Raw genomic sequence first — 24,275 nt, 5'->3', positions numbered from 1 at the left:
GAGCGGACCATGGAGCAGCCGAACGTCGAGACGCGCAGTGCACGGCGGGTGATCGAGACCCTGACCGCCAACGGCGTGAAGTACGTCTTCGGGATCCCGGGAGCGAAGATCGATGCGGTCTTCGACGTCCTCGCCGACGAGGGGCCGGAGCTGATCGTCTGCCGGCACGAGCAGAACGCCGCCTTCATGGCCGCCGCGGTGGGGCGGCTCACGGGCAGCCCGGGGGTCGTCCTCGTGACCTCCGGCCCCGGCACGACCAACCTCGCCACCGGCCTGCTCACGGCCAACACGGAGCAGGACCCGGTCGTCGCGCTCGCCGGGGCCGTGCAGCTCTCCGACCGCCTCAAGCGCACGCACCAGTCGATGGATGCGGCCGCCTTCCTCTCCACCGTGACGAAGTACACGGTCGAGTCGACGGATCCGGACGACGTCTCGGAGGCGGTCAGCAACGCCTTCCGCGCCGCGGTCACCGAGCCCCGAGGCGCCGCGGCGGTCGTCCTGTCGGCCAGCGTGATGGCCGCGCCGACCTCGCAGGTCATCACCCGGGCGGCCACGGGGCCGACGAGCGGTCCGGCGCGCGCCGAGGACCTCACGCACGCCGCCGACCTGATCAACACCGCGGAGCGGCCCGTCCTCCTCGTGGGCCTCCGCGCGTCGGAGCCGGAGACCGTCGCGGCCCTGCGGGCCCTGATCAGCGAGACGGAGCTGCCGGTGATCGAGACGTTCCAGGCGGCCGGCCTCGTCTCCCGCGAGCTCGAGGACCACTACCTGGGCCGCGTCGGCCTCTTCAAGAACCAGCCCGCCGACCTCGCCCTCGCCGAGTCCGATCTCGTCGTCGCGATCGGCTACGACGCCGTCGAGTACGACCCGGTGATCTGGAACAGCGACGTCGACCGCCGGATCGTCCACATCGACTCCGTCGACGCCCCGCTGGACAACCACTACCTGCCGGCGCTGGAGCTGAAGGGCGATCTCGCGCAGACGGTCGCGGCCCTCACGCCCCTCGTCTCCGGCCTGCAGCTCGACGAGGACGCGGCCGACCGGGTCGCCCGGCACCGGAGCGAGCTGGAGCGGATCGACGACGCGGCGCGGACGGCCGAGGCGGCTCCCGGGACCGTCGATCCCGCCCGCCTCGTGCTCCTGATGCGCGACCTGCTCTCGGACGACGCCACCGTGGCCTGCGACATCGGCTCGAACTACATCTTCATGGCCCGGCACTTCCGCGTGTACGAGCCCAAGCACCTGCTCTTCTCGAACGGGCAGCAGACCCTCGGCGTCTCCTTCCCGTGGGGCATGGCGGCGAGCCTCCTGCGCCCCGGGACCCCGGTGGTCTCCGTCTCGGGTGACGGAGGGTTCCTGTTCTCCGCGACGGAGATCGAGACGGCGACGCGGCTCGGCCTCTCGTTCACGCACGTGATCATGCGGGACGACACCTACGACATGGTCGGCTTCCAGCAGCTGCTGAAGTACGGCCGCAAGTCCGGGGTCCAGCTCGGCGACTACGACATCGAGAAGTTCGCCGCGGCGTTCGGCGACACGGGCAGGCGGGTGAGCGGCATCGCCGAGTTCGAGGAGGCCTTCCGCGCCTCCCTCGCCGAGCCGGGCGTCTCGATCATCGACGTCGCGGTGGACTACAGCCGCAACGTCGACATCGCCGCCCACCTGGTCGAGGACGCCTTCGAATGAGCACGCACACGGTCGACTCGACCGACGACTACGCGATCTACCAGAGCTCGACCATGGCCGCCCTGCTGGCCGGGGTCTACGACGGGGACCTGACGATCGGCGAGCTGCTCACCCACGGCGACCTCGGGCTGGGCACCTTCAACCACCTGGACGGCGAGATGGTGATCGTCGACGGCGTCTGCTACCACCTGCGCAGCGACGGCTCCGTCCAGGTCGCGGACGGCGACGACCGGACGCCCTTCGCCGCCGTGCTGCCCTTCCACGCGACCACGACGTTCACGGTGGAGGAGCCGACCGGTCTCGCCGGCCTCACCCGGCTGATCGACGACGCGGTCGACGGCGGGAACATCCCCGTCGCCCTGCGGATCGACGGCCGGTTCACCGAGGTCCGCACCCGGACCGTGGGCGCGCAGACCGAGCCGTACCCGCCCCTGATCGAGGCGACCGCCCACCAGAGCGTCACCGGCATCGCCGACACCCGCGGCACGATCGCGGGCTTCCGCACTCCGCAGTTCGAGCAGGCCGTGTCGGTCCCCGGGTACCACCTGCACTACGTCGACGACGCCCGCGAGAAGGGCGGGCACGTCCTCGACGTGACCGTGGCCGAGGTGACGGTCTCGCTCACGACCGTCGCCGGACTGCACCTCGCGCTCCCGGAGACGGACCAGTTCCGCCGGGCGGACCTGGCGATGAAGGACATCGCGGCGCAGGAGGCGCGAGCGGAGGGGTGAGGCGGGCGGGACCTCCGGGGAGACGGGCCGGCCGCGACACGTCTCCCCGAAGGCCCGTCAGGGCGCGAGCTCCTCGCGGACGATCGCCGCTCCCGCGCTCAGCGCGCTGAGCTTCCCCCAGGCGAGGTCGCGGGGCAGCGGCGCCATGCCGCAGTTCGTGCTGGGGAGGAGCAGGTCCGCGTCGACGAACCGGAGGGCGCGGCGCAGGGTGTCGGCGACCTCCTCGGGCGTCTCGACGGTCCCGCTCGCCACGTCGATCGCTCCGAGCATGACCTTCTTGCCGCGGACGAGCTCGATCAGCTCCATCGGCACGTGGGAGTGGTGGCTCTCCAGCGAGACGATGTCGAGCGAGGACTGCTGGAGGAGCGGCAACGACTCCTCGTACTGCCGCCACTCCGACCCGAGGGTCGCCTTCCAGTCGGTGTTCGCCTTGATCCCGTAGCCGTAGCAGATGTGCAGCGCGGTCTCGATGCGGAGTCCCTCCGCCGCCCTCTCCAGCGCGGCCACACCCCAGTCGTGCACCTCGTCGAAGAAGACGGTGAAGGCGGGCTCGTCGAACTGGACGATGTCGACTCCGGCGTCCTGGAGGGCTCGCGCCTCCTCGTTGAGGATGGTCGCGAACTCCCACGCCAGCTTCTCGCGGCTCCCGTAGTGCCGGTCGGAGAGGGTGTCGATCATCGTCATCGGGCCGGGCAGCGCCCACTTGATCGGCTGATCGGTCTGCTCGCGCAGGAACCGGGCGTCGTCGGCGAACACGGGCCTCTCGAGCCCTACGGCGCCGACGACGGTCGGCACGCTCGCGTCGTACCGGTCGCGGATGCGCACCGTCTCGCGCCGCTCGAAGTCGACGCCCGTGAGGTGCTCGATGAACGTCGTGACGAAGTGCTGCCGGGTCTGCTCCCCGTCACTGACGATGTCCAGGCCCCGGTGGTGCTGCTCGTGGACAGCGGCGCGCAGGGCGTCCTGCTTGCCCTCGGCCAGGGCGTCGCCGGTCAGCCGCCACGGGGACCACAGGGTCTCCGGCTGCGCGAGCCACGACGGCTTCGGCAGGCTGCCGGCGATCGAGGTGGGCAGGAGCGGGAGGGACGTCGAGGCTCCGCGGGCGCTCATCGGACCGCTCCCGAGTACCCGGCGGCCCACTGCCGCAGCCGCTCCCCGTGCGGCTTCATGAGGTGCTCCTCCGCGAACCGCCCCTGCTCGACCGCGAGCCGGCCGCGCTCCTCGCGGTCGTAGGAGACCGCGGGCCGCACGTAGTCCTGCTGCTCCAGGTCCGGCCGGTAGACGTCGGCGGCGGCCGAGCGCGCGCCGTAGATCTCGGGCCGGTAGATCCTCTGGAACGTCTCCATCGTGCTGATGGTGGCGATGAGCTGGAGGTCCGAGTAGTCCTCCAGCAGATCGCCGCCGCAGTAGAACGCGAGCGGCGCCGTGCTGCCCGGCGGCATGAAGAAGCGGACCCCGAGGCCCATCTCCGCGAAGTACCGGTCGGTCAGCGAGAGCTCGTCCTGCCGGTACTCGACGCCGAGGATCGGATGGAGGGTCCCGGTTCGCCGGTACGTCCTGCTCGTCGAGACGCTGATGCAGATGACGGGCGGCGTCGACGAGAGCTCCGCGTACTGCGCGGAGTCCCGGAAGTGCTGGAAGAGCGCGCCGTGCAGGACGCCGAAGTCGTCGGGGACGGTGAAGCCGGCCTGCGCGGCGTTGACCGCCGGCAGCCGCACGCTGAAGTCGTGGTCGCGGAGGTAGGAGGAGAAGTTGTTCCCCAGTGTCCCCGGCTGACATCGGCCGGTGCGGCGGTCGAGGATCCGGGTGCGCAGGACCTCCAGCAGGGGGAACTCCCGGTCCTCGCCGTCCGTGGTGAGCCGCAGCCCGACGGAGACGATGTCGAGCCCGACCGTGTAGCGGCCGCGGCTCGGATCGTCGCCCGGCACGAGATCGTTCAACCGGTCGTCGATCATCCGCAGCGCGGTCCGGAGGTTCTCCCGGCGGCGCTCGCCGCGGGCCAGATTCGCGAAGTTGGTGGTGATCCGGGAGCTCCGGGCCGGCGAGTAGTCCTCGTCGAAGGGGGTGAGGGTGATGCTGAAGGCGGGTTCGTTCGTCATGATCGGCCGATCGGTAGGAGGGACAGGGGCGGGGGCACGATCAGTGCGGGTGGTCCTCGGTCAGCTTGAAGCCGAGTCGGCCGTGCGCGAAGGCGGCTCCGGCTCCGATGGCGGCCGCGACCCAGGCTGATTCGGCGAGCTCGGTCTCGGTCGCACCGGCGCGCACGGCGTTCTGGCCGTGGCCGTCGATGCAGTAGACGCACTGCTTGCTGATGCCCACGGCGTAGGCGATGAGCTCGCGGTACTTGAGCGGGATCTCGCGACCCTGCGGAGCGAAGACGGCGGTGTCGAAGGCGGTGAACGCCGCAAGGACGTCGGGGGTCTCCTTCTTGTAGGCGGCGGTGTAGCGGCGGTCGGCTGCGCGGTCGTAGTAGGCGTCGGTCATGGTCTTCCTTCGGAGGTCGGAGAGGGGGCGGAGGGGATGAGGTCACGGCCGGGCGGGGATCTCCAGGCCGAGGTTCTCCCGCAGGGTCGTGCCCTCGTACTCGGTGCGCAGCGAACCGCGCTCCTGCAGCAGCGGCACGACGCGGTCGACGAACTCGTCCAGACCACCCGGGTGCAGGTGCGATCCGAGGACGACCCCGTCGCCGCCTCCGCTCTGCACGAACTCGTCGAGACGGTCGGCGACCTGCTCAGCCGTGCCCACGTACTCCGTGCGGTCGAAGACGGTCTCGGCGAGACCGCGGAGGGTGAGTTCGCGCTCCTGAGCGAGCGCACGCCAGGCGCGCACGGTCCCCGCGCGATCACCGTGGATCAGTGCGCGGCCCTCGATCAGCGGCGGCGCCTCGAGGTCGGGCTCGAGATCGGGTACCGGCCCGTCGACGTCGAAGCCCGACAGGTCCCGGTTCCAGACCTGCTCGAAGAGCACCTGGATCGTGCGCGGTGTGAGTTGCTGATCGCGGATCCACCGCGCTCTCTCCTCCGCCTCCGCAGCGGTGCCGCCGAGGACGACGGCGGCTGACGGGAGGATCCGCACGGAGCCGGCCGGGCGACCCGCCGCCGCGACCCGGGCCGCGATGTCGCGCGCGAACTCGTGCGCCTCAGGTCCCCGGTGGTAGGGGGAGAAGATCACGTCGGCGCTCGACGCCGCGAAGTCGCGACCCTGCGGAGAGACGCCCGCCTGCACGATCACCGGGCGGCCCTGCGGGCTGCGCGGCACGGTGAAACGGCCGGAGACGTCGAACTGGCTGCTCGAGACGGCGAACGACCCCGTCGACGAGTCGGCGAGGAACTCGCCGGAGGGGGCATCGGCTCGCACGGCGTCGGAGGTCCAGGTGTCCCAGAGCGTCGTCACCGCGCGGACGGCCTCCTCGGCACGGGCGTAGCGGTCGGCGCGGTCGAGGAAGCCGCCGCGGCGGAAGTTCGCGCCCGTGAAGGCGTCGAAGGACGTGACCACGTTCCACCCCGCTCGTCCGCCTGAGAGGTGGTCGAGGGTCGCGATCTGACGGGCGAGCTCGAAGGGCTCGTTGAACGTCGCGTTGAGCGTGCCGACCAGGCCGATGTGCTCCGTGACCGCGGCCAGCGCGGCGAGGAGCGGCAGAGTGTCCGGTCGTCCGGCGATGTCATGGTCGAACGGGCGCCCCGCGCGCTCCCGCAGGGCCAGACCCTCGGCGAGGAAGAAGTAGTCGAACCGCCCGCGCTCCGCGGTCTCTGCGACGCGGCGGAACGTCGAGAAGTCGACCTGGCTGCCGGCGTCGGGGTGCTCCCACAGGGTGTGCTCGTTCACCCCGCCCACGTAGGCGGCGAGGACGATCTGCTTCGGTCGCCGCGTCATGACTGCTCCTCGGAGGCGTAGCGGTTCGGGATCGACGTGGGCAGGCCCAGGGCTGAGCGGAGGGTGCGGCCCTCCTCCGTCCCGACGAGCAGACCGCGTCGGCGCAGCTCGGGCACGAGGTCGTCGGCGATCAGCGGCAGATCGGTGGCGAGAACCGCGGGTCGGAGGCGGACGCCGTCGTAGCCGAGCCGTGAGAACTCGGCGATGCGGTCGGCGACGGACGCGGCCGACCCGGCGGCGACGGCGGCGTCGCCGGTGAGCGGTCGGCCGAGAGCGTCGAGGCGCGAGAGTCTGGCCGCGGCGGACTCCGCCGTGGTGTCGAGGACGACGACGAGGTCGGCGAGGACCCGCAGGCGCTCGCCCGTGCGCCCCGCCCCGCGCTCCGCCTCGGCGATCTCCTGGAGGATCCTCTCGGCGTCCGCTGCGTTCTGAGGCGTCGCGAACACGACGTCGGCCGAGCGCGCGGCGAAACGGTACGGGATGTCGGCGTGTGCGAGCGCGGCGACGACGGGCTGCCCCTGCGGCGGCCGGGGAGTGATCGCGGGGCCGCGCACCGAGAACCAGCGTCCTGCGAAGTCGACGCGGTGCACCTTGTCGGCGTCGAGGAAGCGATCGGTGGCGACGTCGCGGATCTCGGCGTCGTCCTCCCAGCTGTCCCAGAGTCTCCGTGCGACCTCGACGGCGTCGGCCGCCTCCTCGAAGAGCTCGTCGACGACGGCGCGGATCGCGGGGTCCTCGAGAAGGGGCGTGCCCGGCTCCGGCGGCACGATCGCCGCGATTCGTCGTCCGACGTGCGAGGCTTCGTCGACGCGTGACGACACCCTGACCTGCCAACCGCCCCGCCCCCGGCTCAGGTGGTCGAGCGTCGCGACGGCCTTCGACACGTGGAAGGGCTCCGTGTGCGTCACGGTGACCGTGGGCACGAGACCGATGCGGCTCGTGAGGGGGGCGACGTAGGAGGCGATCAGCAGCGCGTCGAGCCGGCCGCGGACCTCGTCGGTGCGGTCGTCGGCCAGGAAGGGGTCCGCCGATTGCAGGGCGAAGGAGTCCTCGATCGTCACGAAGTCGATCCCGCCGCGCTCCGCCCGCTGCACGATGTCCGCCCAGTACGTGCCGGTGAAGAGCGCGTCGGGACGGGCGCCAGGCTCGCGCCAGGACGCGGGGTGCCAGCCGGCGCCCTCGAGGGCGACGGCGAGGCTGAGGGGTGGGGCGGCGGTCATCGTGCTCCTCGGATCAGAGTGCCGGCTCGGACGAGCTCCTCGTCGTCGAGTGCGCGGAGGCGGCGCAGCAGCGCGCGCGCGACCTTGTCGTTCTCGCGGAACGACACCGCGTTCGTGCCCGGCCGGGAGAAGGCGCCGACGAACGGCGAGTCGGTGTACGGGCCGATCGCGTACCGGCGGCCGACGCGGCCTCCCGCCGTCGAGCGCAGCAGGGTGTCGTCCTGGTGCACGCGCAGCCTCCCGGTCGACAGGAGAGTGTCGCCGACGTCGACGAGGTCCTCGACCGCCGACCCCGACGCGACGAGCGCTCGCATCAGCGCGTCGTCACTCCTCGCAACGGACGTCCGGGGGAGGCGCGCGTCGACGAGAGCGTCAGCGAGGACGACCTGATCGGTCGCCCCGCCGCTCGCGACGAAGCGGCCCTCCTCTTCGGAGGTCTCCACACGGATGCCCGGGCCGAGGAAGTCGACGACGCCCGCGTCCGAGAGTGCGAGCAGCTCCTCGAGACGGTGCGCGGGCGGCCCGCTCGCGAGGAAGCTGAACCAGCCGAGCCACCATCCGTGCAGATCCTCGATCCGCGAGCGGGGCGTCCACCTCGCGGACGCGGTGAGATCGGCGACGAGGAAGTGGCTGCGCAGAAGCGCGAGGAAGAGCGCCATCGTGGCGCTGTGCTCCTGCCGGCTGCGCAGAGCCAGGTCGTCCCGGATGTAGGCGCGCACCGCCTCCTGCAGCGCCGAGCCGTCGGCGAACCGCACATCGGCGAACGGGCGGTCGAGATCGGGGAGGAGCAGCCTGTCGAGGCTGTCCGGCACAGTGTCCGCGACGAGCGCGGTCAGGGTCCTCGCATCTCCGAGGACCCGCTCGGCGTCGGCCCCGAGTGCGGGGAGAGCGTACCCCTGTCCCGCTTCGGGTCGCGGGCCGCGGGAGCCGGCGAGGACCGAGGCGCGCGGGTCGAGCCGCGAGAACACCTCCGAGAAGTGCGTCCAGTCGGTGCTCACCCGGTCGGGGTGCCCGGTGAAGAGCTCACGGTAGTAGCCCCAGAGCATCTCCTGGGCGATCAGGGGCCAGACGTCCTCGCTGAAGTCGAGCGGGCGGTGTCGCGAGCGCAGCTCCTCGACGACGGACGCCGAGAACCAGCGGGGCTCGGGCGCGGCTCCCTGGATCGTCGAGCCGATCTTCGAGTGGTAGGGGACCCCGCGGCGGCTGCCGATCAGGATGCGCGGCTCACGTCCCGACGGGTGGTAGCGCAGTCCGCCGGCGTCGTCCCGTTCGAAGCGGCCGCCCCGGCCCTCGGTGAGCAGCACCAGGAGGTCGACCGCGACGAGGCCGAGGCCGCGCACGATCACGTCGTGTCCGGCGCGGAGGGATCCGAGGTCGGCGTCGGCCGTGAACGACGGCGGCAGGTAGGCGAGGCCGTGGCGCTCGGCGAACCCGGCCAGCCGGGTCTCGTCGACCGTCGGCAGAGCGCCGCTGTGCCCGAGCGAGAACAGGACCAGGTCCGCCTCGATCACGTCGCCGGAGTCGAGGACGACCCGCTGCGCACCGTCGTCGCGGCCGAGCACCTCGACGACGCGCGCTGCGTGCTCGCGGACCTCGACGTCAGGGCGGAGAGCGGCGAGCGCCTCCCGGTGGAACCAGCGCAGATAGAGGCTCTGCAGCCGGCGGGTGGGGAAGCTGTCGGCGCGGAGCCCGTCGAGCTCGCGGCGCACGGCTTCGTCGCCCTCTGCGAGCGCGATCCGGCCGGCCCGCACCGCCTCCGCCCACTCGATCAGCGAGGGTCCGGGGCGCACCGGCCCCTCGATCGTCGCGCTTGCGTCGGTGAACATCGTCACGTCGGCTGCGAGCGAGTTGAGCTTCAGCAGCGGCGACTGCTCGTAGCGCCAGATCCGGCCGGGGCCGACGGGGTACGGGTCGACGATGTGGACGACGAGCGCGGCCGGCCCGAGGGCGTCCTCGGCGGCGTTCGCGGCGAGGCGCTCGAGGACCCCGACCGCGCGGGGACCTCCCCCGACGATCACGAGGGAGCGGGTCCCGTCCGATGGCGCTGACATGCGTCCACGATGACTCTTCCCCCGAGAGGACGCCGCTCTGTGACGACTCGTGACGATGTGAAGAAGTGTGTAGCGGCGGGTTGGAGCCGGGTGGCCGCGGACCCTAGCGTCGGCCCCCACGGCGTGCAGAACGGTGCGCCCCGACAGGCAGGAGCCTCGAGTGCCCATCGAATTCCTCGGCATCGCCGCGCTCAACGACGGCAGCGAGACACGAGCACGCAGCGGCGCGAGCTTCGACCCGGAGTACACGGTGCGTCTGGCCGCGGCTCATGAGGACAGCGGGTGGGACCGCATCCTGTTCGCCTACCACTCCGGAGCCCCCGACCCCGCCGTCGCCGCCGCTTTCATCGCGTCGCGGCTCGAGCGCATCCAGCTGCTGCTGGCGCACCGGCCCAACGTCTCCTACCCCACGGTCGCGGCGAAAGCCTTCGCGACCCTCGATCAGCTGAGTGGAGGCCGCCTGAGCGTCCACGTGATCACGGGCGGGTCGGACGCGGACCAGGCCGCGGAGGGCGACTACCTGAGCAAGGACGAGCGCTACGCGCGCACCGCCGAGTACATCAGGATCGTCAAGCAGGTCTGGACGACCCGTGAGCCGTTCGATCACGTCGGGGAGCACTACCGCTTCTCCCGGTTCGTCAGCGACGTCTGGCCGGTGCAGCAGCCTCGGCCGCAGATCTCGTTCGGAGGCTCCTCTCCCGCCGCTCTGTCCGTCGGTGCCGCCGAGAGCGACGTCTACGCGCTCTGGGGCGAGCCGCTGCGGGACACCGCCGAGCAGATCCGCAGCATCCGGGAGGCGGCGGCGGAGGCCGGCCGCGACGTCGCGCCGCGCATCCAGGTCGCCTTCCGACCCATCCTCGGGGCCACCGAGGAACAGGCCTGGGAGAAGGCGGAGGGGATCCTCCGCCGCATCGAGGCGCGCACCCGCGAGACCGCCCCCGGAGGCCTCGCCGCGCCGGAGAACACCGGCTCGCAGCGCCTCCTCGCGATCGCCGCCGCAGGCGACCGTTTCGATCGCGCGCTCTGGACCAGGGCGGGAGTCGCCGCGGGAGCGCGCGGCAACTCGAACGCCCTCGTCGGGACGCCGGAGACGGTGGCCGCCGCGCTGCTCGACTACGTCGATCTCGGGGTCGACATCATCTCGGCGCGCGGCTACGACTACGTCGACGACACCCTCGACTTCGGTCGCCACGTGATACCGCTGGTGCGCGAGGAGGTCGCTCGACGCGACGCCGCGGCCGCCCAGGCCGCCGAGGAGGCCGCTCGTGTCCTCGCCTGACACCGTCGCGGCCGACGAGTTCGTCCATGTGCGGGCCGATGACCCGCGGGCCCGGCCCCTGCTCGACGAGCTCGAGCGCGAGTACGACACCCGCTACGGCACCGCCTGGGGCGAGCCGGCATCGGCCGAGCTCGCGCGCTACCCGAGCGAGGTGTTCGCCCCGCCGGAGGGATCCTTCGTCCTGCTTCTGCGCGACGGCACCGCGATCGCCGGAGGCGCGCTGAAGAGATTCGACGACACGACCGCCGAGCTCAAGCGCATCTGGACATCCTCGGCGCACCGTCGGCAGGGACTCGCCCTGCGCGTGGTCGCCGAGCTCGAGGCGGAGGCCCGCCGGCTCGGCTACTCGACCGTCTACCTCACGACCGGGCCGCTCCAGCCGGAGGCGCAGCGGCTCTACCTCACCGCGGGCTACACACCGCTCTACGACGTGACCCAGCCTCCCGAGGTGGTCGTCCTGCACGGCTATGCGCGGACGCTCACCGATCGGCCGCTCGACGTCGCGAGGATCCGGACCGCGCACGACGACTCCTTCGCGCAGCTCACCGCGTCCCTGCCCGACGGCGGAGCACGCCTGCGCGGTCGCGTCACGGGGCGTGCCTCATGAGCGGCACGATAGCGCCGCCTCGACCGCGGGACACGTCCGGCCCCCTTCCCGGAGGCATCGACCTCGCCCGACTCGGCGAGCGGCCGGTGCTGCCGCTGCGCCACCCGGTGCGCTGGGTGGTCGCCGCACTGGTCCTCGTGCTCCTGCTGAACGCCGGACAGACCCTCTTCACGAACCCGTCGTGGGAGTGGCCGAAGGTCGGGACCTGGCTCTTCAGTCCGGCGATCCTGAAGGGGCTGCAGCTGACGCTCCTCGCCACCGCCATCAGCGCCGTGATCAGCTTCGTCGGAGGCATCGTCGTCGCCGTAGCCCGGCTCTCGGGCAATCCGGTGCTGTCGACGCTCAGCTGGGTCTACATCTGGCTGTTCCGCTCGGTGCCGCTGATCCTCGTCCTCATCTTCCTGTTCAATCTCGGCAACCTGTATCCGACCGTCAGCATCGGCATCCCCTTCGGTCCGCAGTGGTCGGTGCCGACGGTGTCGCTGCTGCCTCCGCTCGCCCTCGGCGTGATCGGCCTGAGCCTGTCCGAGATCGCCTACAGCGCCGAGGTCGTCCGTTCCGGGGTGCTCGCGGTCGATCAGGGGCAGCACGAAGCGGCGAAGGCGCTCGGGATCCCGCAGCGCCGCCAGTTCACCCGCATCGTCCTCCCGCAGGCGCTCCGCTCGATCGTGCCCGCCTACGTGAACCAGATCATCGGCCTGCTGAAGGCGAGCTCGCTGCTGTTCTACGTCTCGCTGCTCGACCTGTTCGGGGTCGCTCAGAACCTCGGCAGCACGTACCCGACGGACATCATCCCCCTGCTCGTCGTCGCGACGATCTGGTACCTGGTGCTGACCTCGGCGATCTCGGTCGTGCAGTTCTACATCGAGCGCTTCTACGCCCGCGGCGCGCACCGGGAGCTCGCGCCCACGCCCCTCCAGCGGGTGCGGCGCTCGCTCGCCGGCCTGAGGAGTGCGCGATGACCGCCGCCATCGAGATCCACAACGCGACCAAGTCCTACGGCGACCGGACCGTGCTCCGGGGAGTCGACCTGCGCGTCGAGGTGGGCACCGTCACGGTTATCCTCGGTCCGAGCGGCTCGGGCAAGTCGACCCTGCTGCGGGCGATCAACCATCTCGAGAAGCTCGACGAGGGGTTCGTCTCCGTGAACGGCGAGCTGATCGGGGTGCGGCTGCGCGGCGGTCGGCTCAAGGAGCTGCGCGAGAAGGAGATCCTGCGCCAGAGGGCGAGGATCGGCTTCGTCTTCCAGAGCTTCAACCTCTTCCCGCACCTGACGATCCTCGAGAACGTCACCGAGGCGCCGATCTCGCAGGGGCAGCCGCCCGCGGAGGCCCGCGAGCGGGCACGCGCCCTGCTCGAGCACGTCCGTCTCGCAGACAAGGCGGCGGCCTATCCGAGGCAGCTCTCCGGCGGCCAGCAGCAGCGCGTGGCCATCGCGCGTGCGCTCGCGCTCGACCCCGAGGTGATCCTCTTCGACGAGCCGACCTCGGCTCTCGATCCCGAGCTCGTCGGGGAGGTGCTGCAGGTCATCCGGTCGCTGGCCGAGAGCGGCCGCACCCTCATCGTCGTGACCCACGAGATCGGCTTCGCCCGCGAGGTCGCCGACCGGGTGGTGTTCGTCGACGACGGCCTCGTCGTCGAGCAGGGCAGCCCGAGCGAGGTCCTCGACCGCCCGCAGAATCCGCGGACCCGCGACTTCCTCGGCCGAGTCCTCGGCTGAGCCCCCGCACTCCTCCTCCTCTCCATCCGCACGACAGACACAGGAATCGAATCATGACCAGACCGCACATCACTCGTTGGACCAGAGTCGGGGCGCTTCTCGCTGCCGCCGCGCTGACGACGGGCCTCGCGGCCTGCTCCGGTGCCGCCGCCTCCGACCCGGCCTCCCCGGGAGCCGCCTCCGGCACCACCACCGTCACCGTGGGTGCCCTCTCCAACGGAGCGGCGACCGAGACGGACATCGACGTGCCGGTCGTCGACGGGATCCGCGGCACGCTGCCGCAGGAGATCCTCGACCGCGGGACCCTGACGATCGGCGTCGGCGCTCTCCCCGCAGGCTTCCCTCCGCTCGCGTTCACCGGGACCGACACCGAGACCCTCACCGGCTCGGAGCCCGATCTCGGCCGCCTCGTCGCCGCCGTCCTCGGGCTGCAGCCCGAGGTGGAGAACTCCACCTGGGACAACCTCTTCGTGGGCATCGACACCGGAGGCAGCGACGTCGGCTTCTCGAACATCACCGTCACGGAGAAGCGCAAGGAGAAGTACGACTTCGCCTCCTACCGCGCCGACACCCTCGCGTTCCAGGTCCTCGCCTCGAACGACTGGGAGTTCGACGGCGACTACGAGAACCTCGACGGACTCACCGTCGCGGTCAGCAGCGGCACCAACCAGGAGAAGATCCTGCTCGAGTGGCAGGCCCGTCTGCAGTCCGAGGGCAGGTCCCTGGAGATCACGCGACTGCCCGATGCCAACTCCGTCACTCTCGCTCTCGGCTCCGGCCGGATCGACGCCTACTTCGGGCCCAACCCGACGACGGTCTACCAGAACCGGATCTCGGAGGACGGCGCCGACCCGACCCGCAACGCCGGCACGTTCTCCGGAGCGGGCGAATCGCTCGACGGGCTGATCGCGGCGACTGTGAAGAAGGACTCCGGACTCGCCGAGCCGATCGCCCAGGCCCTCGGCTACCTCATCGGGAACGGTCAGTACCAGGACTGGCTGTCGGCCTACGGCCTGCAGGACGAGGCCGTGGACGAGGCCCTGGTGAACCCGCCCGGGCTCCCGCTCGACAACAGCTGAGCCGCCCCCGCCTCGGGCGCCCCGATCGACCAGCGGGGCGCCCTCCGCCCGCTTCCCCGAGGACTCCCATGCACCTGTTCGACTCGCTCACGCGCGAACGACTCGACCGCCCGACGAGCCGCAAGTGGAGCCTCCGCCCCGGCACCATCGGAGCCTGGGTCGCCGAGATGGACTTCGGTACGGCGCCGGCCGTTCGGAGGGCACTGCACGACGCCGTGGCCGGCGACGTGCTGGGCTATCTGTCCCCCTCGACTGCGGGCGAGCTGGGCGAGGCCGCCGCGGAGTACCTCGCTGAGCAGTACGCGTGGACGGTCGACCCCGCCCGCGTGCACTCCGTCTCGGATGTCATGGCCGCGCTCGGAGTGGCCGTCACCGAGTTCTCCCGCCCCGGCTCACCGGTGATCGTGCCTACCCCCGCTTACATGCCGTTCCTCACCTACCTGTCGGCCATCGGACGCGAGGTGATCGAGGTCCCGGGAACGATCGTCGACGGCCGCTGGGAGCACGACCTCGACGGGATCGATGCGGCCTTCGCGCAGGGAGCGGGCACCCTGGTGCTCTGCAATCCGCACAACCCGACGGGCTCGGTCCTGCCGCGGTCCGAGCTCGAAGGTCTCGCCGCTGTCGTCGAGCGCCACGGCGGGCGGGTCTTCGCCGACGAGATCCACGCGCCGCTGCGGTTCGACGGCGTCCCCCACATCCCTTACGCCTCGGTCTCGGAGGAGGCCGCCCGGCATTCCGTCACCGGAACGAGCGCCTCGAAGGCGTGGAACATCCCCGGCCTGAAGGCCGCGCAGCTGATCACCACGAACGACGCAGACGAGGACGTCTACTCGCGCTTCGGGTTCGCGGTGCAGCACGGCGCTTCGAATCTCGGCGTGATCGCCTCGACGGCCGCCTACCGGGAGGGCGGAGCGTGGCTCGACGAGGTCGTCGACTACCTCGACGGCAACCGGCGCCTCATCGCCGACTTCCTCGCCTCCGAGCTGCCCCGGATCGGGCACCGCACCCCGGAGGCGACGTATCTCGCCTGGTTCGACCTGGGTGCTCTCGGCCACGCCGATCCCGCGCAGCACCTGCAGCGCGAGGCGGGAGTGACGCTCACCTCCGGACGCCTGTGCGGCGCCGGCTACGCCGACCACGTGCGTCTCGTCTTCGCCATGCCGCGTCCCCTCCTCCTCGAGGCGCTCGAAGCCGTGCGGGCCGCCGTGTGAACGGCGGAGCGCCTTCGCGGGGACTCGACGAGGTGGGACGGCGGAGCACCGAGGCGGGCGGCATCGCACGACAGTGGCGAGGAGCCGTCCTTCAGCGCCTCCGCTCCCTCTGCACCCCCGATGAGGCCGGGCCGCCGGCGGTGGACCGGGCGGCCTCGCGTGTCGAGGCTGTGCAGCTCGCCCGCGAGATCGAGCACGGGTTCTTCCGCCCGGTGCCCGGCCGGGCGCAGGATCCGGAGTGAGACGGGGCGGACCCCCCCTACGTCCCGAAGAGGTTGGCGCGGGTCCCGCCGGGAGCGAGCTCGTCGCGGAGGATCCCGCGGCGGCGCAGCACGGGGACGAGGTCGTCGAGCATCCGGTGCAGGGTGACGGGGTGCAGGTCCCCGGAGAGGAGGAGCCCGTCGCTGCCGCCGTCGTCGCCGAGCTCCTCGACGAAGTCGGCGAACTCCTCCGCGGTGCCGACGAAGCCGGCGCGCTCGGCGACGCGGCCCTTGCGCGCCTTCCTGGTGAGCAGCTCCCGCAGCGGAGCGTCCTCCGTGCCGCCGTACAGGCCGGCGATGGTGCCGTGCGAGACGTGCTCGCCGAACACCGACCGCGGGACGGGGAGGTCCAGGTCCAGCCCGGTGAGGTCGGTCTCCAGGTCGCTCGACCAGCCGAGCGCGATCCGCCGCAGCGCGTCCTCGTCGGGGTGGCGCGACGCCTCGACGACGCGCGCGGCCTCCTCCGGGCTCGACACGATCTCGGGCTTCACGACGAAGAGCACGCGCAGGTCGTCCGCCGTCCGCCCGTGCTGCTCGGCCGCGGCGAGCACGCGCGCCCGGTAGTCGCGCACCGCCCGGGCCTCCAGAGGGGCGAGCGCGAGCTGCACGTCCGACTGCGTGCCGGCGAAGGCCAGGCCGCGCGGAGACCCGCCGGGGGAGACGACGATCGGGTCGCCGTTCGCGAAGGGGACGGCGTTCATGGGTCCGTCCACGTGGAAGTGCTCCCCGCGGTGCCGGAACGCGTCGATCCGGGTGCCGTCGGCGTAGCGGCCCGACCCGGGGTCGGCGATCAGCGCGCCCTCGCCCCAGCTGTGCCAGAGCCGGCGGACGACCGCCATCCACTCGTCCGCCCGGTCGTAGGCCGCGTCGTGCGACAGCGGCTCCAGGCCCACGTGGCGGGCGCTGCCGACGTCGGTGACCAGGTTGATCCCGAAGCGGTCGGAGCTGAGGTGCTGCAGCGTCGCCGCCTGCCGGGCGGCGAGGTACGGGGGCGTGATGCCGGCGTTGATCGTCGGCGCCAGCCCGATCCGCTCGGTCGCCGCGAACAGGTACGGCGCCAGGAGGAGCGGATCGTGCTTCGGCCCGCCGTACGCTCCCCGCACCCGCAGGTCGAGCGTCTCCGGGGAGCCGAGCGAGACGGCGTCCTCCATCACGATCAGCTCGAAGCCGGCCTGCTCCAGCTCGCGGGCCGACTGCTGGTAGAGGCCGGGCTTCGTCCAGTCGTGGTTCCACTCCCGGTAGGGGTGCCCCCATCCCTGCGGTCCGAAGCCCCGGGAGAAGAACCAGCCGAAGTGCTGACGGCGCGCCACGCTCACACCTCCGCGAGCGCGGGGAGGGCGCGTGCGCGCACCGCGGCGAGCCCGCGTTCGAGGTCGCGGAGGAGGTCGTCGACGTCCTCGATCCCGATCGACAGCCGGAGGAGCCCGGGGTGGATCCCGGCGGCGGCGCGCTCGGCGGGGGTGCGTCCGGCGTGGGTGGTCGACGCGGGATGCAGCACCAGCGAGCGCACGTCGCCGAGGTGGGTCATGTGGCTGAACAGCTCGACGGCGTCGATGAAGGCGGCCGCGCCCGCCCCCCCTCCGGCCACGGTGAAGGAGAAGACGGAGCCCTGCCCGCGGGGGAGCAGGCGCTGCGCGAGGGCGAACGACGGGCTCGACTCCAGGCCGGAGTAGTCGACCGACACGACCTCGGGCCGCTCCTCGAGGAAGCGGGCGACGGCGAGGGCGTTCGCCGAGTGCCGCTCGACCCGGAGCGACAGCGTCTCGACGCCCTGCCGCAGCAGGAAGGAGTTCAGCGGTGACGGGGTCGGTCCCAGGCGGGAGACCACGATGTCCCGCGTGTACGAGACGAAGGCGCGCCGGCCGTGCTGCTCGGTCCAGCTGCGGCCGCCGAACGACCGCTCCTCCTGGTTGAGGTGCGGGAAGAGTGCGGGGCGCGCCGCCCAGTCGAACGTGCCGGCGTCGACGATCACGCCGCCGAGGGCGGAGCCGTGCCCGGCGAGGAACTTGCTGGTCGAGTGCACGACCACGTCGGCCCCGTGCTCGATCGGGCGGAGGAGGTAAGGGGTCGCGAGCGTGTTGTCGACCACGAACGGCAGCCCGTGCCGGTGCGCGATCGCGGCCAGCGCCGGGAGGTCCAGCAGATCGTTCTTCGGGTTGGGGATCGGCTCGCCGAAGAGGACCCGGGTGTCGGGCCCGATCCGCCGCTCCCACTCGCCGAGGTCCGACGCGTCGTCGACGAAGTCCACGCCGATCCCGAGCCGCCCGAAGTTCTGCACCAGCAGCCCGCGGTTGCCCTCGTAGAGGCGGCGCGAGGAGAGCACCCGGTCGCCGGCCTGCAGGATCCCCAGGAGAGCGGAGGCGGTGGCCGCCTGGCCGCTCGCCACCAGGATCGCCTCGGCGCCGCCCTCGAGATCGGCGAGCCGACGCTCGACCTCCTCGGTGGTCGGGTTCCCGTTGCGGGTGTAGAGGTAGCCCTCGTCCTCGCCGGCGAACCGCTCGCGGGCGTGCTCGAAGCTGTCGAACACGAAGCCGGCGCTGAGGTGCACGGGAGTGACGCGCGCCCCGTGCGCGCCGTCGGGCGCGGCACCGGCGTGCACCTGGCGCGTGGTGAAGCCGGCCGCCGCGGAGGCACGGGATGCGGGCGCCGCGGTCGTGGTCGCGGCGCTCGCCGCAGCAGTGGTCGCGGTGGTCGCCGGTGCAGTGATCGTCACGGTGTGCTCCTGTCCAGACGCCCTGAAGGCGGATGCCGGGAGCCTGTCAGGCCGAGGGGAGTGCGCGCCGGATCGTGACGGAGTGTGACTGCGCGGGTCGTGGACGTCGACCGCTCGGCGTCCACGGGTCGTGCCTCAGCTGTGCGTCGTGTTCGCCCGGATCTCCTCGACGGACAGCTCCGGTGCGCCGCCCGCTGCCGCCGCCGGGTCCATCCAGACGAAGTCCCAGTGGTGGCCGTCGAGGTCGTCGAAGCTCTTGGAGTACATGAATCCGTGGTCCTGCTCGCCGGCCGGGGTCGCCCCCGCGGCGAGGGCCTTCCCGTGGAGCGTGTCGACCTCCTCCCTGCTGTCGGCGCTGAGGGCGAGCTGCACCTCGGTCGAGGTGGTGGCGTCGATGATCGGCTTGCTGGTGAACTCGGCGAAGAACTCCCGCGTGAGCAGCATCGCGGTGATCGTGTCGCTGATCACCACGCTGACGGCGTTCTCGTCGCTGAAGCCCTCGTTGATCGAGTAGCCGAGCGACTCGTAGAAGGCCCTCGCCCGGGCGAGATCGGCGACGGCCAGGTTGACGAAGAGCATGGTGGGCATCGGTGCACCGTTCCTGTCGGGTCGCCGGTGGCACGCCGCCGCCGGTCGTGACTGCATGATGATGACCGGCCGGCGGCGGTGTCAAGGAAGCGCCGTCGAGAAGGCGGCGGATGCCCGGTGCGGGGCGCCCGGGTGAGACTGCGGCGCGCGAGCGGGGAGCGGCTCATCGTCGTGAAGCCCTTTGGGAAGGGTCGTCACGGCTCCGCGTCCGCGCCAGTTCTGGTGGAAGCCGCGCCTGTACGGAGAAGGCTGTTGTTCCCTCGGCCGCTCGAACCTATGGTCGGCGATCGTGACCGCGGCGGCGGGGCTCCTCCTCCGTGACGGACCGCTCGGAAGGGTTGACCATGCGACGAAGCAGAACGTTCCACCTCTCGATCACCGCTGTGATCGCCTGCCTGACCGTCGGGACGGTCGCACCGGCCCCAGTCGCTCCTGCCGCCTCGACGAGTGTCCCGGTCGTCGTGAGCCGCGTCGACGGCATGTCCGCGGGATTCCTCAGCGGTGTCGACGTCTCCTCCGTCCTCTCCCTCGAGGAGAGCGGGGTCGTCTTCCGCGAGAGGAGCGGCTCTCCGGCGGATCTCTTCGCCGTCCTCGCTGATGCGGGCGTCACGGCGGTCCGGGTCAGGGTGTGGAACGATCCGTTCGATGACCGCGGCCGAGGCTACGGCGGCGGGAACGTCGACGTCGGGCGAGCCGTCGAGGTCGGCAGACGCGCCACGGCTGCTGGACTGGGAGTGCTGGTCGACTTCCACTACTCCGACTTCTGGGCGGACCCCGGTCGTCAGCTGGCTCCGAAGTCGTGGGCCGGCTCGACGCCGGAGGCGACGGCAGCAGCCGTGCGAGGCTTCACGGTCAGCGCGCTGCGGAGGTTCGAGGACGCCGGCGTCGACGTGCGCGTCGTTCAGGTCGGAAACGAGACGAACACCGGGATGGCCGGCTACTCCCGCGACGCCACATCGATGGACGCCTCCCTCGCAGCGCTCTTCGCAGCGGGTGCTTCCGCCGTGCGGGAAGTGCTGCCGCATGCTCTTGTCGCTCTGCACTTCACGAACCCGGAATCCGTCGGGCGGTACTCGGCGATCGCCGCGGGGCTCCACCGCTTCGGAGTCGACTACGACGTCTTCGCGAGCTCCTACTATCCGTACTGGCACGGCTCGACCGCGAACCTCACCGAGGTGCTGGCCCAGGTCTCACGGACCTACGGCAAGAAGGTGATGGTCGCCGAGACCTCGTGGCCGTACACCCTGACGGACGGCGACGGGCATCCGAACGTCATCGCCACTGCTCCCTCTTCGAGCCGGTACCCGATCAGTGTGCAGGGCCAGGCGACGGCTCTCCGGGATGTCGTCGCAGCAGTGCGCGATGTCGGATCGACGGGCATCGGCGTCTTCTACTGGGAGCCGGCCTGGCTGCCCGTCGGTCCTCCATCGGCTCTCGCCGCGAACCGGTCGCTCTGGGAGCGCTTCGGCGCGGGATGGGCGACGAGCCGCGCCGCGGGCTACGACCCGGTCCACGTCGGCGGGAGTCACGGCGGATCGGCCTGGGACAACCAGGCCCTGTTCGCTGCGGACGGCCGTCCCCTTGAATCCCTGCGCACCTTCGAGTACCTTCGCGGCACCCGCGGTTCCCGCGAGGTCTCGACCTCGGAGTGAAGCAGGTGGTCGATCCTCAGTGGTCCCGCCGCACGACCCGGACGCCCTTCCCCGGAACGACCACGGTCCCGTCCACGGTGCTGCCGGTGATGAGCTCGAGCGTGCCGGGGCTCGCGACCGCCGCGTCCGTCTCGGCATGGTTGATGAGGAAGGTGAAGTCCGCGACGTCACCGTGGCGGACGACGACTTCGAGCCCTTCCACTGTCTCGGCGGGTGGAGTGATGCCGGCGTCCGTGAGCAGGGTGTCGACGAAGTCCGCGAGGTCGTCGCCCCGGAGCCGCGTGGAGAGGTACCAGGCCGATCCGTCGCCGAGCACGTTGCGGGTGATCGCCGGTCCTCCGGCAGCTGGTCCGGTGGCGTACCGCGCTCTCTCGACCGCGCCCTCGAGGGCGATGTCGTCGGTCCAGCCGCTTCCTCGCGCTCCGGAGTCGAGCTCGACGACCTCGCCGTCGCGGAGCGGCAGGAACTCGGGGATCGAGAGGCCGAGGACCTCGCGGAGGGCGCCGGGGAAGCCGCCCTCGTGCACGGCGTCGTTCTCGTCGACGATCCCTGAGAAGTAGGAGGCGGCGAACGTGCCGCCGGCGCGGACGTACTCGGTCACGTTCGAGGACGACGTCCGGTCCATCAGGTAGAGCGAGGGGGCGAGGACGAGGCCGTAGCCGCTGAGATCGGAGTGGGGGTGGGCGAAGTCGACCGTGACACCGCGCTTCCAGAGCGCGGAGTAGAAGGCCTCGATCCGCTCGCGGTGATCGAGCTCGACCGAGGGCCGCCACTCCAGATCGTGCGCCCAGAAGGACTCGATGTCCCACAGGATCGCGACGCGAGTCCGGACGACGGAGCCGAGGACCGCTGAGAGGCGGTCGAGGTCGGCGCCGAACTCGACGACCTCCTTCCAGACCCGCGTCCGCGCCCCGGCGTGGGGGAGCATCGCGGAGTGGAACTTCTCGGCTCCGTACCGGGAGGCCCGGAACTGGAAGAAGAGGACCGCGTCGGCCCCGCGCGCGAGATGGCTCGCGGCGTTGCGTGCGAGCTCACCGGGGCGTTTCGCGATGTTGCGCGGCTGCCAGTTCACCGCCGACGTCGAGTGCTCCATGAGGATCCACGGACGCCCTCCGGCGAAAGATCGCGTGAGGTCGGCGTCCATCGCCAGCAGCACGTGGTTGTCGTGGCGCTCTGCGGCCAGGTAGTGGTCGTTCGAGACCAGGTCGACCTCGCTGCTCCATCTCCAGTAGTCGATCGAGGGGCAGTTGGTGGCCATGAAGTTCGTGGTGACCGGCTTGTCCGAGTAGCGCTTGATCGCGTCGCGCTCCGCCGTGAAGCAGGCGAGGAGCGCGTCCGAGGTGAAGCGGGCGAAATCGAGCCGCTGCGTCTGGTTCACGACGGTGGCCGCGACCCGTGGCGCGTCGATCTCGTCCCACTCCCCGTACACCTGGCCCCAGAAGAGCGTGCCCCACGCCGCGTTCAGAGCGCCGAGCGTCGCGTACTTCGCCTGCAGCCAGGCGCGGAAGGCCGCGACAGAGTAGTCGGAGTAGTCCTCGCTGACCGGAGCGCCGTACTCGTTGTGCACGTGCCAGAGGACCACCGCGGGATGCGCGGCGTAGCGCTGCGCGAGCTGCTCCGTGACGGCGACGGCCGCCGCCCGGTACTCGGGCGAGCTCGGGCTGACCATGCCGCGCGAGCCCCGGCCCAGGGTGACGCCCTCCCGGGTGACAGGGTGGGAGTCCGGGTACGCCTTCCAGAACCAGGCGGGCGGGACGGTCGTCGGGGTCGCGAGGTCGACATCGATCCCGGCGCCGTGCAGCAGATCGAGCAGCTCGTCGAGGAACCCGAAGTCGTACCGGCCCTCCTGCGGCTCGAGCAGTGCCCAGGAGAAGATCCCGACGCTGACGAGGTCGACGCCCGCCTCGCGCATCAGGGCGACGTCCTCCGCCCAGACCTCCCGCGGCCACTGCTCGGGGTTGTAGTCGCCTCCGTAACGCAGCCCCGGCCGCCCCGGGATCCACGGAGCCCGGGGGAGCGGACGCCCGTCGGCTCCGGGGAGCCGGTAGCGGAAGGCGGAGGGGGTGTCGCCGGTAGCGGTGGTCATGCGAGCTGTCTCCTTCGGCTGTGCGCGGTCCCAGTGTCGTGCCCTGGTGCGGGTGGCTGCGCCACTGTTGACAGGACCATACACGTATGGCTAACTGTAACCGCTCACAGGGCACGCCGCCGTCCTCCTCCCGAGCGGAGGCGCCGGGGATCGACGAACCAGCTTCTTCAAGGAGGACGAATGCACATCCCGTTCCGCAGGATCCGCTCCCTCGGCGCCGCCGCCGCTGTCACCGGAGCGCTCCTGCTCACCGGTTGCTCCACCGGCTTCGACGACGGAGCCTCGGGCCCTGTCGAGCTGACGTATTGGGCCTGGGCGCCGAACCTCGATCAGGTCGTCGACATCTGGAACGAGGACCACCCGGAGATCCAGGTCACCGTCAGCAAGCAGGACGGCGGCGACCCCGCCATCACCAAGCTGCTCACCGCCGTCAAGGCGGGCAGCGGAGCCCCCGATCTGGTTCAGGCCGAGTACCAGAAGATCCCCACCCTCGTCGCGGCGGATGCTCTGGCCGACATCTCCGACGAAGGCGCCGGCGATCTGGAGGGCAGCTTCTCCGACGGCACCTGGTCGGCCGTCACGCTCGGAGGTGACGCCGTCTACGCGATCCCCCAGGACTCGGGGCCGATGATGGCCTACTATCGCGCGGACATCCTCGAGAGCCTCGGCCTCGGCGTCCCGACGACGTGGGAGGAGTACGCCGCGGCCGCGGAGGCCGTCCACGCCTCCGACCCGGCCCGACACCTGGGCACCTTCTCCTCCAACGACGCGGGCTGGTTCGCCGGCCTCGCGCAGCAGGCCGGAGCCTCCTGGTGGTCGACGGACGACCGGAGCTGGGGCGTCGACATCGACGCCGGACCGACCGAGAAGGTCGCGGCCTACTGGGGAGAGCTCGTCGAATCCGGGGCGATCGGCAACACGCCGATGTACACGCCGGAGTGGAACGCAGGGTTGAACGACGGTTCGCAGGTCGGCTGGATCAGCGCCGTCTGGGCACCCGGCGTGCTCAGCGGCAACGCCCCCGACACGAAAGGCGCGTGGATCGCCGCAGCTCTGCCGCAGTGGGACGCCGCGAACCCCTCCAGCGGGAACTGGGGAGGAAGCACCACGGCAGTCACCAGTCAGACGAAGAAGACCGCGGCCGCTGCCGAGTTCGCGACCTGGCTGAACACGGATCCGGTGGCGGTCGCGGCACTCGCCGAGGTCGCGGGCGTCTACCCGGCGGCGACCGAGGCGGCGAGAGCAGCGCTCAGCAGCCCGCCCGACTTCTTCAGCACCCAGGGGGACTTCTCCGACATCGCCGCCGCCGCCTCCGAGTCGGTCGCTCCGTTCACCTACGGGCCGAACGTGAACGTCGCCTTCAGCGCGTACAACGACGAGTTCGCGAAGGCCGCCGCCGCGAGGACGCGGTCCGCCTTCGTCGACGCCGTGGCCGAGATGCAGCGGATCACCTCCGACGACCTCGTGAAGAGCGGCTTCTCCGTGGAGTGACCGGTGCGCGGCCCGCGTCCACCAT

The 24,275-nt window shown here is 71.5% G+C and carries 20 protein-coding genes; 10 read left to right on the top strand and 10 right to left on the bottom strand.

Annotated features, from left to right (window positions below; all coding sequences use genetic code 11):
- The first annotated feature begins 9 nt into the window (after positions 1 to 9).
- Together alsS and budA are read left to right on the top strand one after the other, a co-directional pair.
- Positions 10 to 1,686 carry an acetolactate synthase AlsS gene (gene alsS, locus C5C44_RS03650; RefSeq protein ID WP_104335313.1) on the top strand — a complete coding sequence of 559 codons (1,677 nt, stop codon included), beginning with the start codon at positions 10 to 12 and terminating at the stop codon, positions 1,684 to 1,686.
- Positions 1,683 to 2,417: an acetolactate decarboxylase gene (budA, locus tag C5C44_RS03645; protein WP_104226545.1), complete on the top strand. Its 735-nt coding sequence runs from the start codon at positions 1,683 to 1,685 to the stop codon at positions 2,415 to 2,417. Before alsS ends, budA begins: the two co-directional genes overlap by 4 nt.
- A gap of 57 nt (positions 2,418 to 2,474) precedes the next feature.
- On the opposite strand, the gene C5C44_RS03640 is transcribed toward budA, so the two are convergent.
- Genes C5C44_RS03640 through C5C44_RS03615 form a run of 6 tightly spaced genes read right to left on the bottom strand, consistent with a single transcriptional unit; the run spans position 2,475 to position 9,561 of the window.
- Positions 2,475 to 3,527 (bottom strand): methionine synthase, encoded by a 1,053-nt coding sequence (locus C5C44_RS03640; RefSeq protein ID WP_104335339.1) that lies wholly within the window; start codon positions 3,525 to 3,527, stop codon positions 2,475 to 2,477.
- Entirely contained in the window at positions 3,524 to 4,516 is a 993-nt protein-coding gene (locus tag C5C44_RS03635) for a putative oxygenase MesX (RefSeq protein WP_104335312.1), read from the bottom strand. Before C5C44_RS03635 ends, C5C44_RS03640 begins: the two co-directional genes overlap by 4 nt.
- 40 nt (positions 4,517 to 4,556) lie before the next feature.
- Positions 4,557 to 4,901 (bottom strand): carboxymuconolactone decarboxylase family protein, encoded by a 345-nt coding sequence (locus tag C5C44_RS03630; protein WP_104223293.1) that lies wholly within the window; start codon positions 4,899 to 4,901, stop codon positions 4,557 to 4,559.
- Between the two features lie 42 nt (positions 4,902 to 4,943).
- Complete coding sequence (locus tag C5C44_RS03625; RefSeq protein ID WP_104335311.1) at positions 4,944 to 6,290, bottom strand: NtaA/DmoA family FMN-dependent monooxygenase; 1,347 nt, start codon at positions 6,288 to 6,290, stop codon at positions 4,944 to 4,946.
- Positions 6,287 to 7,510: an LLM class flavin-dependent oxidoreductase gene (locus tag C5C44_RS03620; protein WP_104335310.1), complete on the bottom strand. Its 1,224-nt coding sequence runs from the start codon at positions 7,508 to 7,510 to the stop codon at positions 6,287 to 6,289. Before C5C44_RS03620 ends, C5C44_RS03625 begins: the two co-directional genes overlap by 4 nt.
- Positions 7,507 to 9,561 carry an FAD/NAD(P)-binding domain-containing protein gene (locus tag C5C44_RS03615; protein ID WP_104335309.1) on the bottom strand — a complete coding sequence of 685 codons (2,055 nt, stop codon included), beginning with the start codon at positions 9,559 to 9,561 and terminating at the stop codon, positions 7,507 to 7,509. The genes C5C44_RS03620 and C5C44_RS03615 overlap by 4 nt, the downstream gene beginning before the upstream one ends.
- A 160-nt stretch (positions 9,562 to 9,721) precedes the next feature.
- Here C5C44_RS03615 and C5C44_RS03610 point away from each other — a divergent pair, with 160 nt between their 5' ends.
- The 6 genes from C5C44_RS03610 (at position 9,722) to C5C44_RS03585 (ending at position 15,460) form a co-directional block, all read left to right on the top strand.
- Complete coding sequence (locus C5C44_RS03610; RefSeq protein WP_104335308.1) at positions 9,722 to 10,840, top strand: LLM class flavin-dependent oxidoreductase; 1,119 nt, start codon at positions 9,722 to 9,724, stop codon at positions 10,838 to 10,840.
- Complete coding sequence (locus tag C5C44_RS03605) at positions 10,827 to 11,447, top strand: GNAT family N-acetyltransferase (RefSeq protein ID WP_219827824.1); 621 nt, start codon at positions 10,827 to 10,829, stop codon at positions 11,445 to 11,447. The genes C5C44_RS03610 and C5C44_RS03605 overlap by 14 nt, the downstream gene beginning before the upstream one ends.
- Positions 11,444 to 12,409 carry an amino acid ABC transporter permease gene (locus tag C5C44_RS03600; protein WP_104335307.1) on the top strand — a complete coding sequence of 322 codons (966 nt, stop codon included), beginning with the start codon at positions 11,444 to 11,446 and terminating at the stop codon, positions 12,407 to 12,409. Before C5C44_RS03605 ends, C5C44_RS03600 begins: the two co-directional genes overlap by 4 nt.
- Positions 12,406 to 13,167 (top strand): amino acid ABC transporter ATP-binding protein, encoded by a 762-nt coding sequence (locus tag C5C44_RS03595; RefSeq protein WP_104335306.1) that lies wholly within the window; start codon positions 12,406 to 12,408, stop codon positions 13,165 to 13,167. The genes C5C44_RS03600 and C5C44_RS03595 overlap by 4 nt, the downstream gene beginning before the upstream one ends.
- A 53-nt stretch (positions 13,168 to 13,220) precedes the next feature.
- Positions 13,221 to 14,246, top strand: coding sequence for a transporter substrate-binding domain-containing protein (locus C5C44_RS03590; protein WP_104335305.1), 1,026 nt, complete (start codon positions 13,221 to 13,223; stop codon positions 14,244 to 14,246).
- Between the two features lie 68 nt (positions 14,247 to 14,314).
- Positions 14,315 to 15,460, top strand: coding sequence for a MalY/PatB family protein (locus C5C44_RS03585; protein ID WP_104335304.1), 1,146 nt, complete (start codon positions 14,315 to 14,317; stop codon positions 15,458 to 15,460).
- A 259-nt stretch (positions 15,461 to 15,719) separates the two neighbouring features.
- Here the strand turns inward: C5C44_RS03585 and C5C44_RS03580 are convergent, their stop codons facing one another.
- From C5C44_RS03580 to C5C44_RS03570, 3 genes are all read right to left on the bottom strand, one after another.
- Complete coding sequence (locus tag C5C44_RS03580; protein WP_104335303.1) at positions 15,720 to 17,030, bottom strand: LLM class flavin-dependent oxidoreductase; 1,311 nt, start codon at positions 17,028 to 17,030, stop codon at positions 15,720 to 15,722.
- A 2-nt stretch (positions 17,031 to 17,032) separates the two neighbouring features.
- On the bottom strand, positions 17,033 to 18,433 hold the full coding sequence (locus C5C44_RS03575) for an O-acetylhomoserine aminocarboxypropyltransferase/cysteine synthase family protein (RefSeq protein ID WP_258066646.1): 1,401 nt from the start codon (positions 18,431 to 18,433) through the stop codon (positions 17,033 to 17,035).
- Positions 18,434 to 18,568: 135 nt separating this feature from the next.
- Entirely contained in the window at positions 18,569 to 19,021 is a 453-nt protein-coding gene (locus tag C5C44_RS03570; protein WP_104250854.1) for a VOC family protein, read from the bottom strand.
- Between the two features lie 344 nt (positions 19,022 to 19,365).
- Between C5C44_RS03570 and C5C44_RS03565 the strand changes: the two genes are divergently transcribed.
- Complete coding sequence (locus tag C5C44_RS03565) at positions 19,366 to 20,673, top strand: glycosyl hydrolase 53 family protein (RefSeq protein ID WP_104324377.1); 1,308 nt, start codon at positions 19,366 to 19,368, stop codon at positions 20,671 to 20,673.
- Positions 20,674 to 20,689: 16 nt separating this feature from the next.
- Here the strand turns inward: C5C44_RS03565 and C5C44_RS03560 are convergent, their stop codons facing one another.
- Positions 20,690 to 22,759 carry a beta-galactosidase gene (locus C5C44_RS03560; protein WP_104262250.1) on the bottom strand — a complete coding sequence of 690 codons (2,070 nt, stop codon included), beginning with the start codon at positions 22,757 to 22,759 and terminating at the stop codon, positions 20,690 to 20,692.
- Positions 22,760 to 22,939: 180 nt separating this feature from the next.
- Here C5C44_RS03560 and C5C44_RS03555 point away from each other — a divergent pair, with 180 nt between their 5' ends.
- A complete protein-coding gene (locus C5C44_RS03555) occupies positions 22,940 to 24,250 on the top strand; it encodes an ABC transporter substrate-binding protein (protein ID WP_104223279.1) in 1,311 nt (436 codons plus the stop codon).
- Positions 24,251 to 24,275 lie beyond the last annotated feature (25 nt).

It is taken from the genome of Rathayibacter sp. AY1F6 (assembly GCF_002932035.1).
Lineage (GTDB): Bacteria > Actinomycetota > Actinomycetes > Actinomycetales > Microbacteriaceae > Rathayibacter.
Note: the sequence above shows the minus strand (reverse complement) of the source record. Positions and strands in the feature narration are given on the sequence as shown.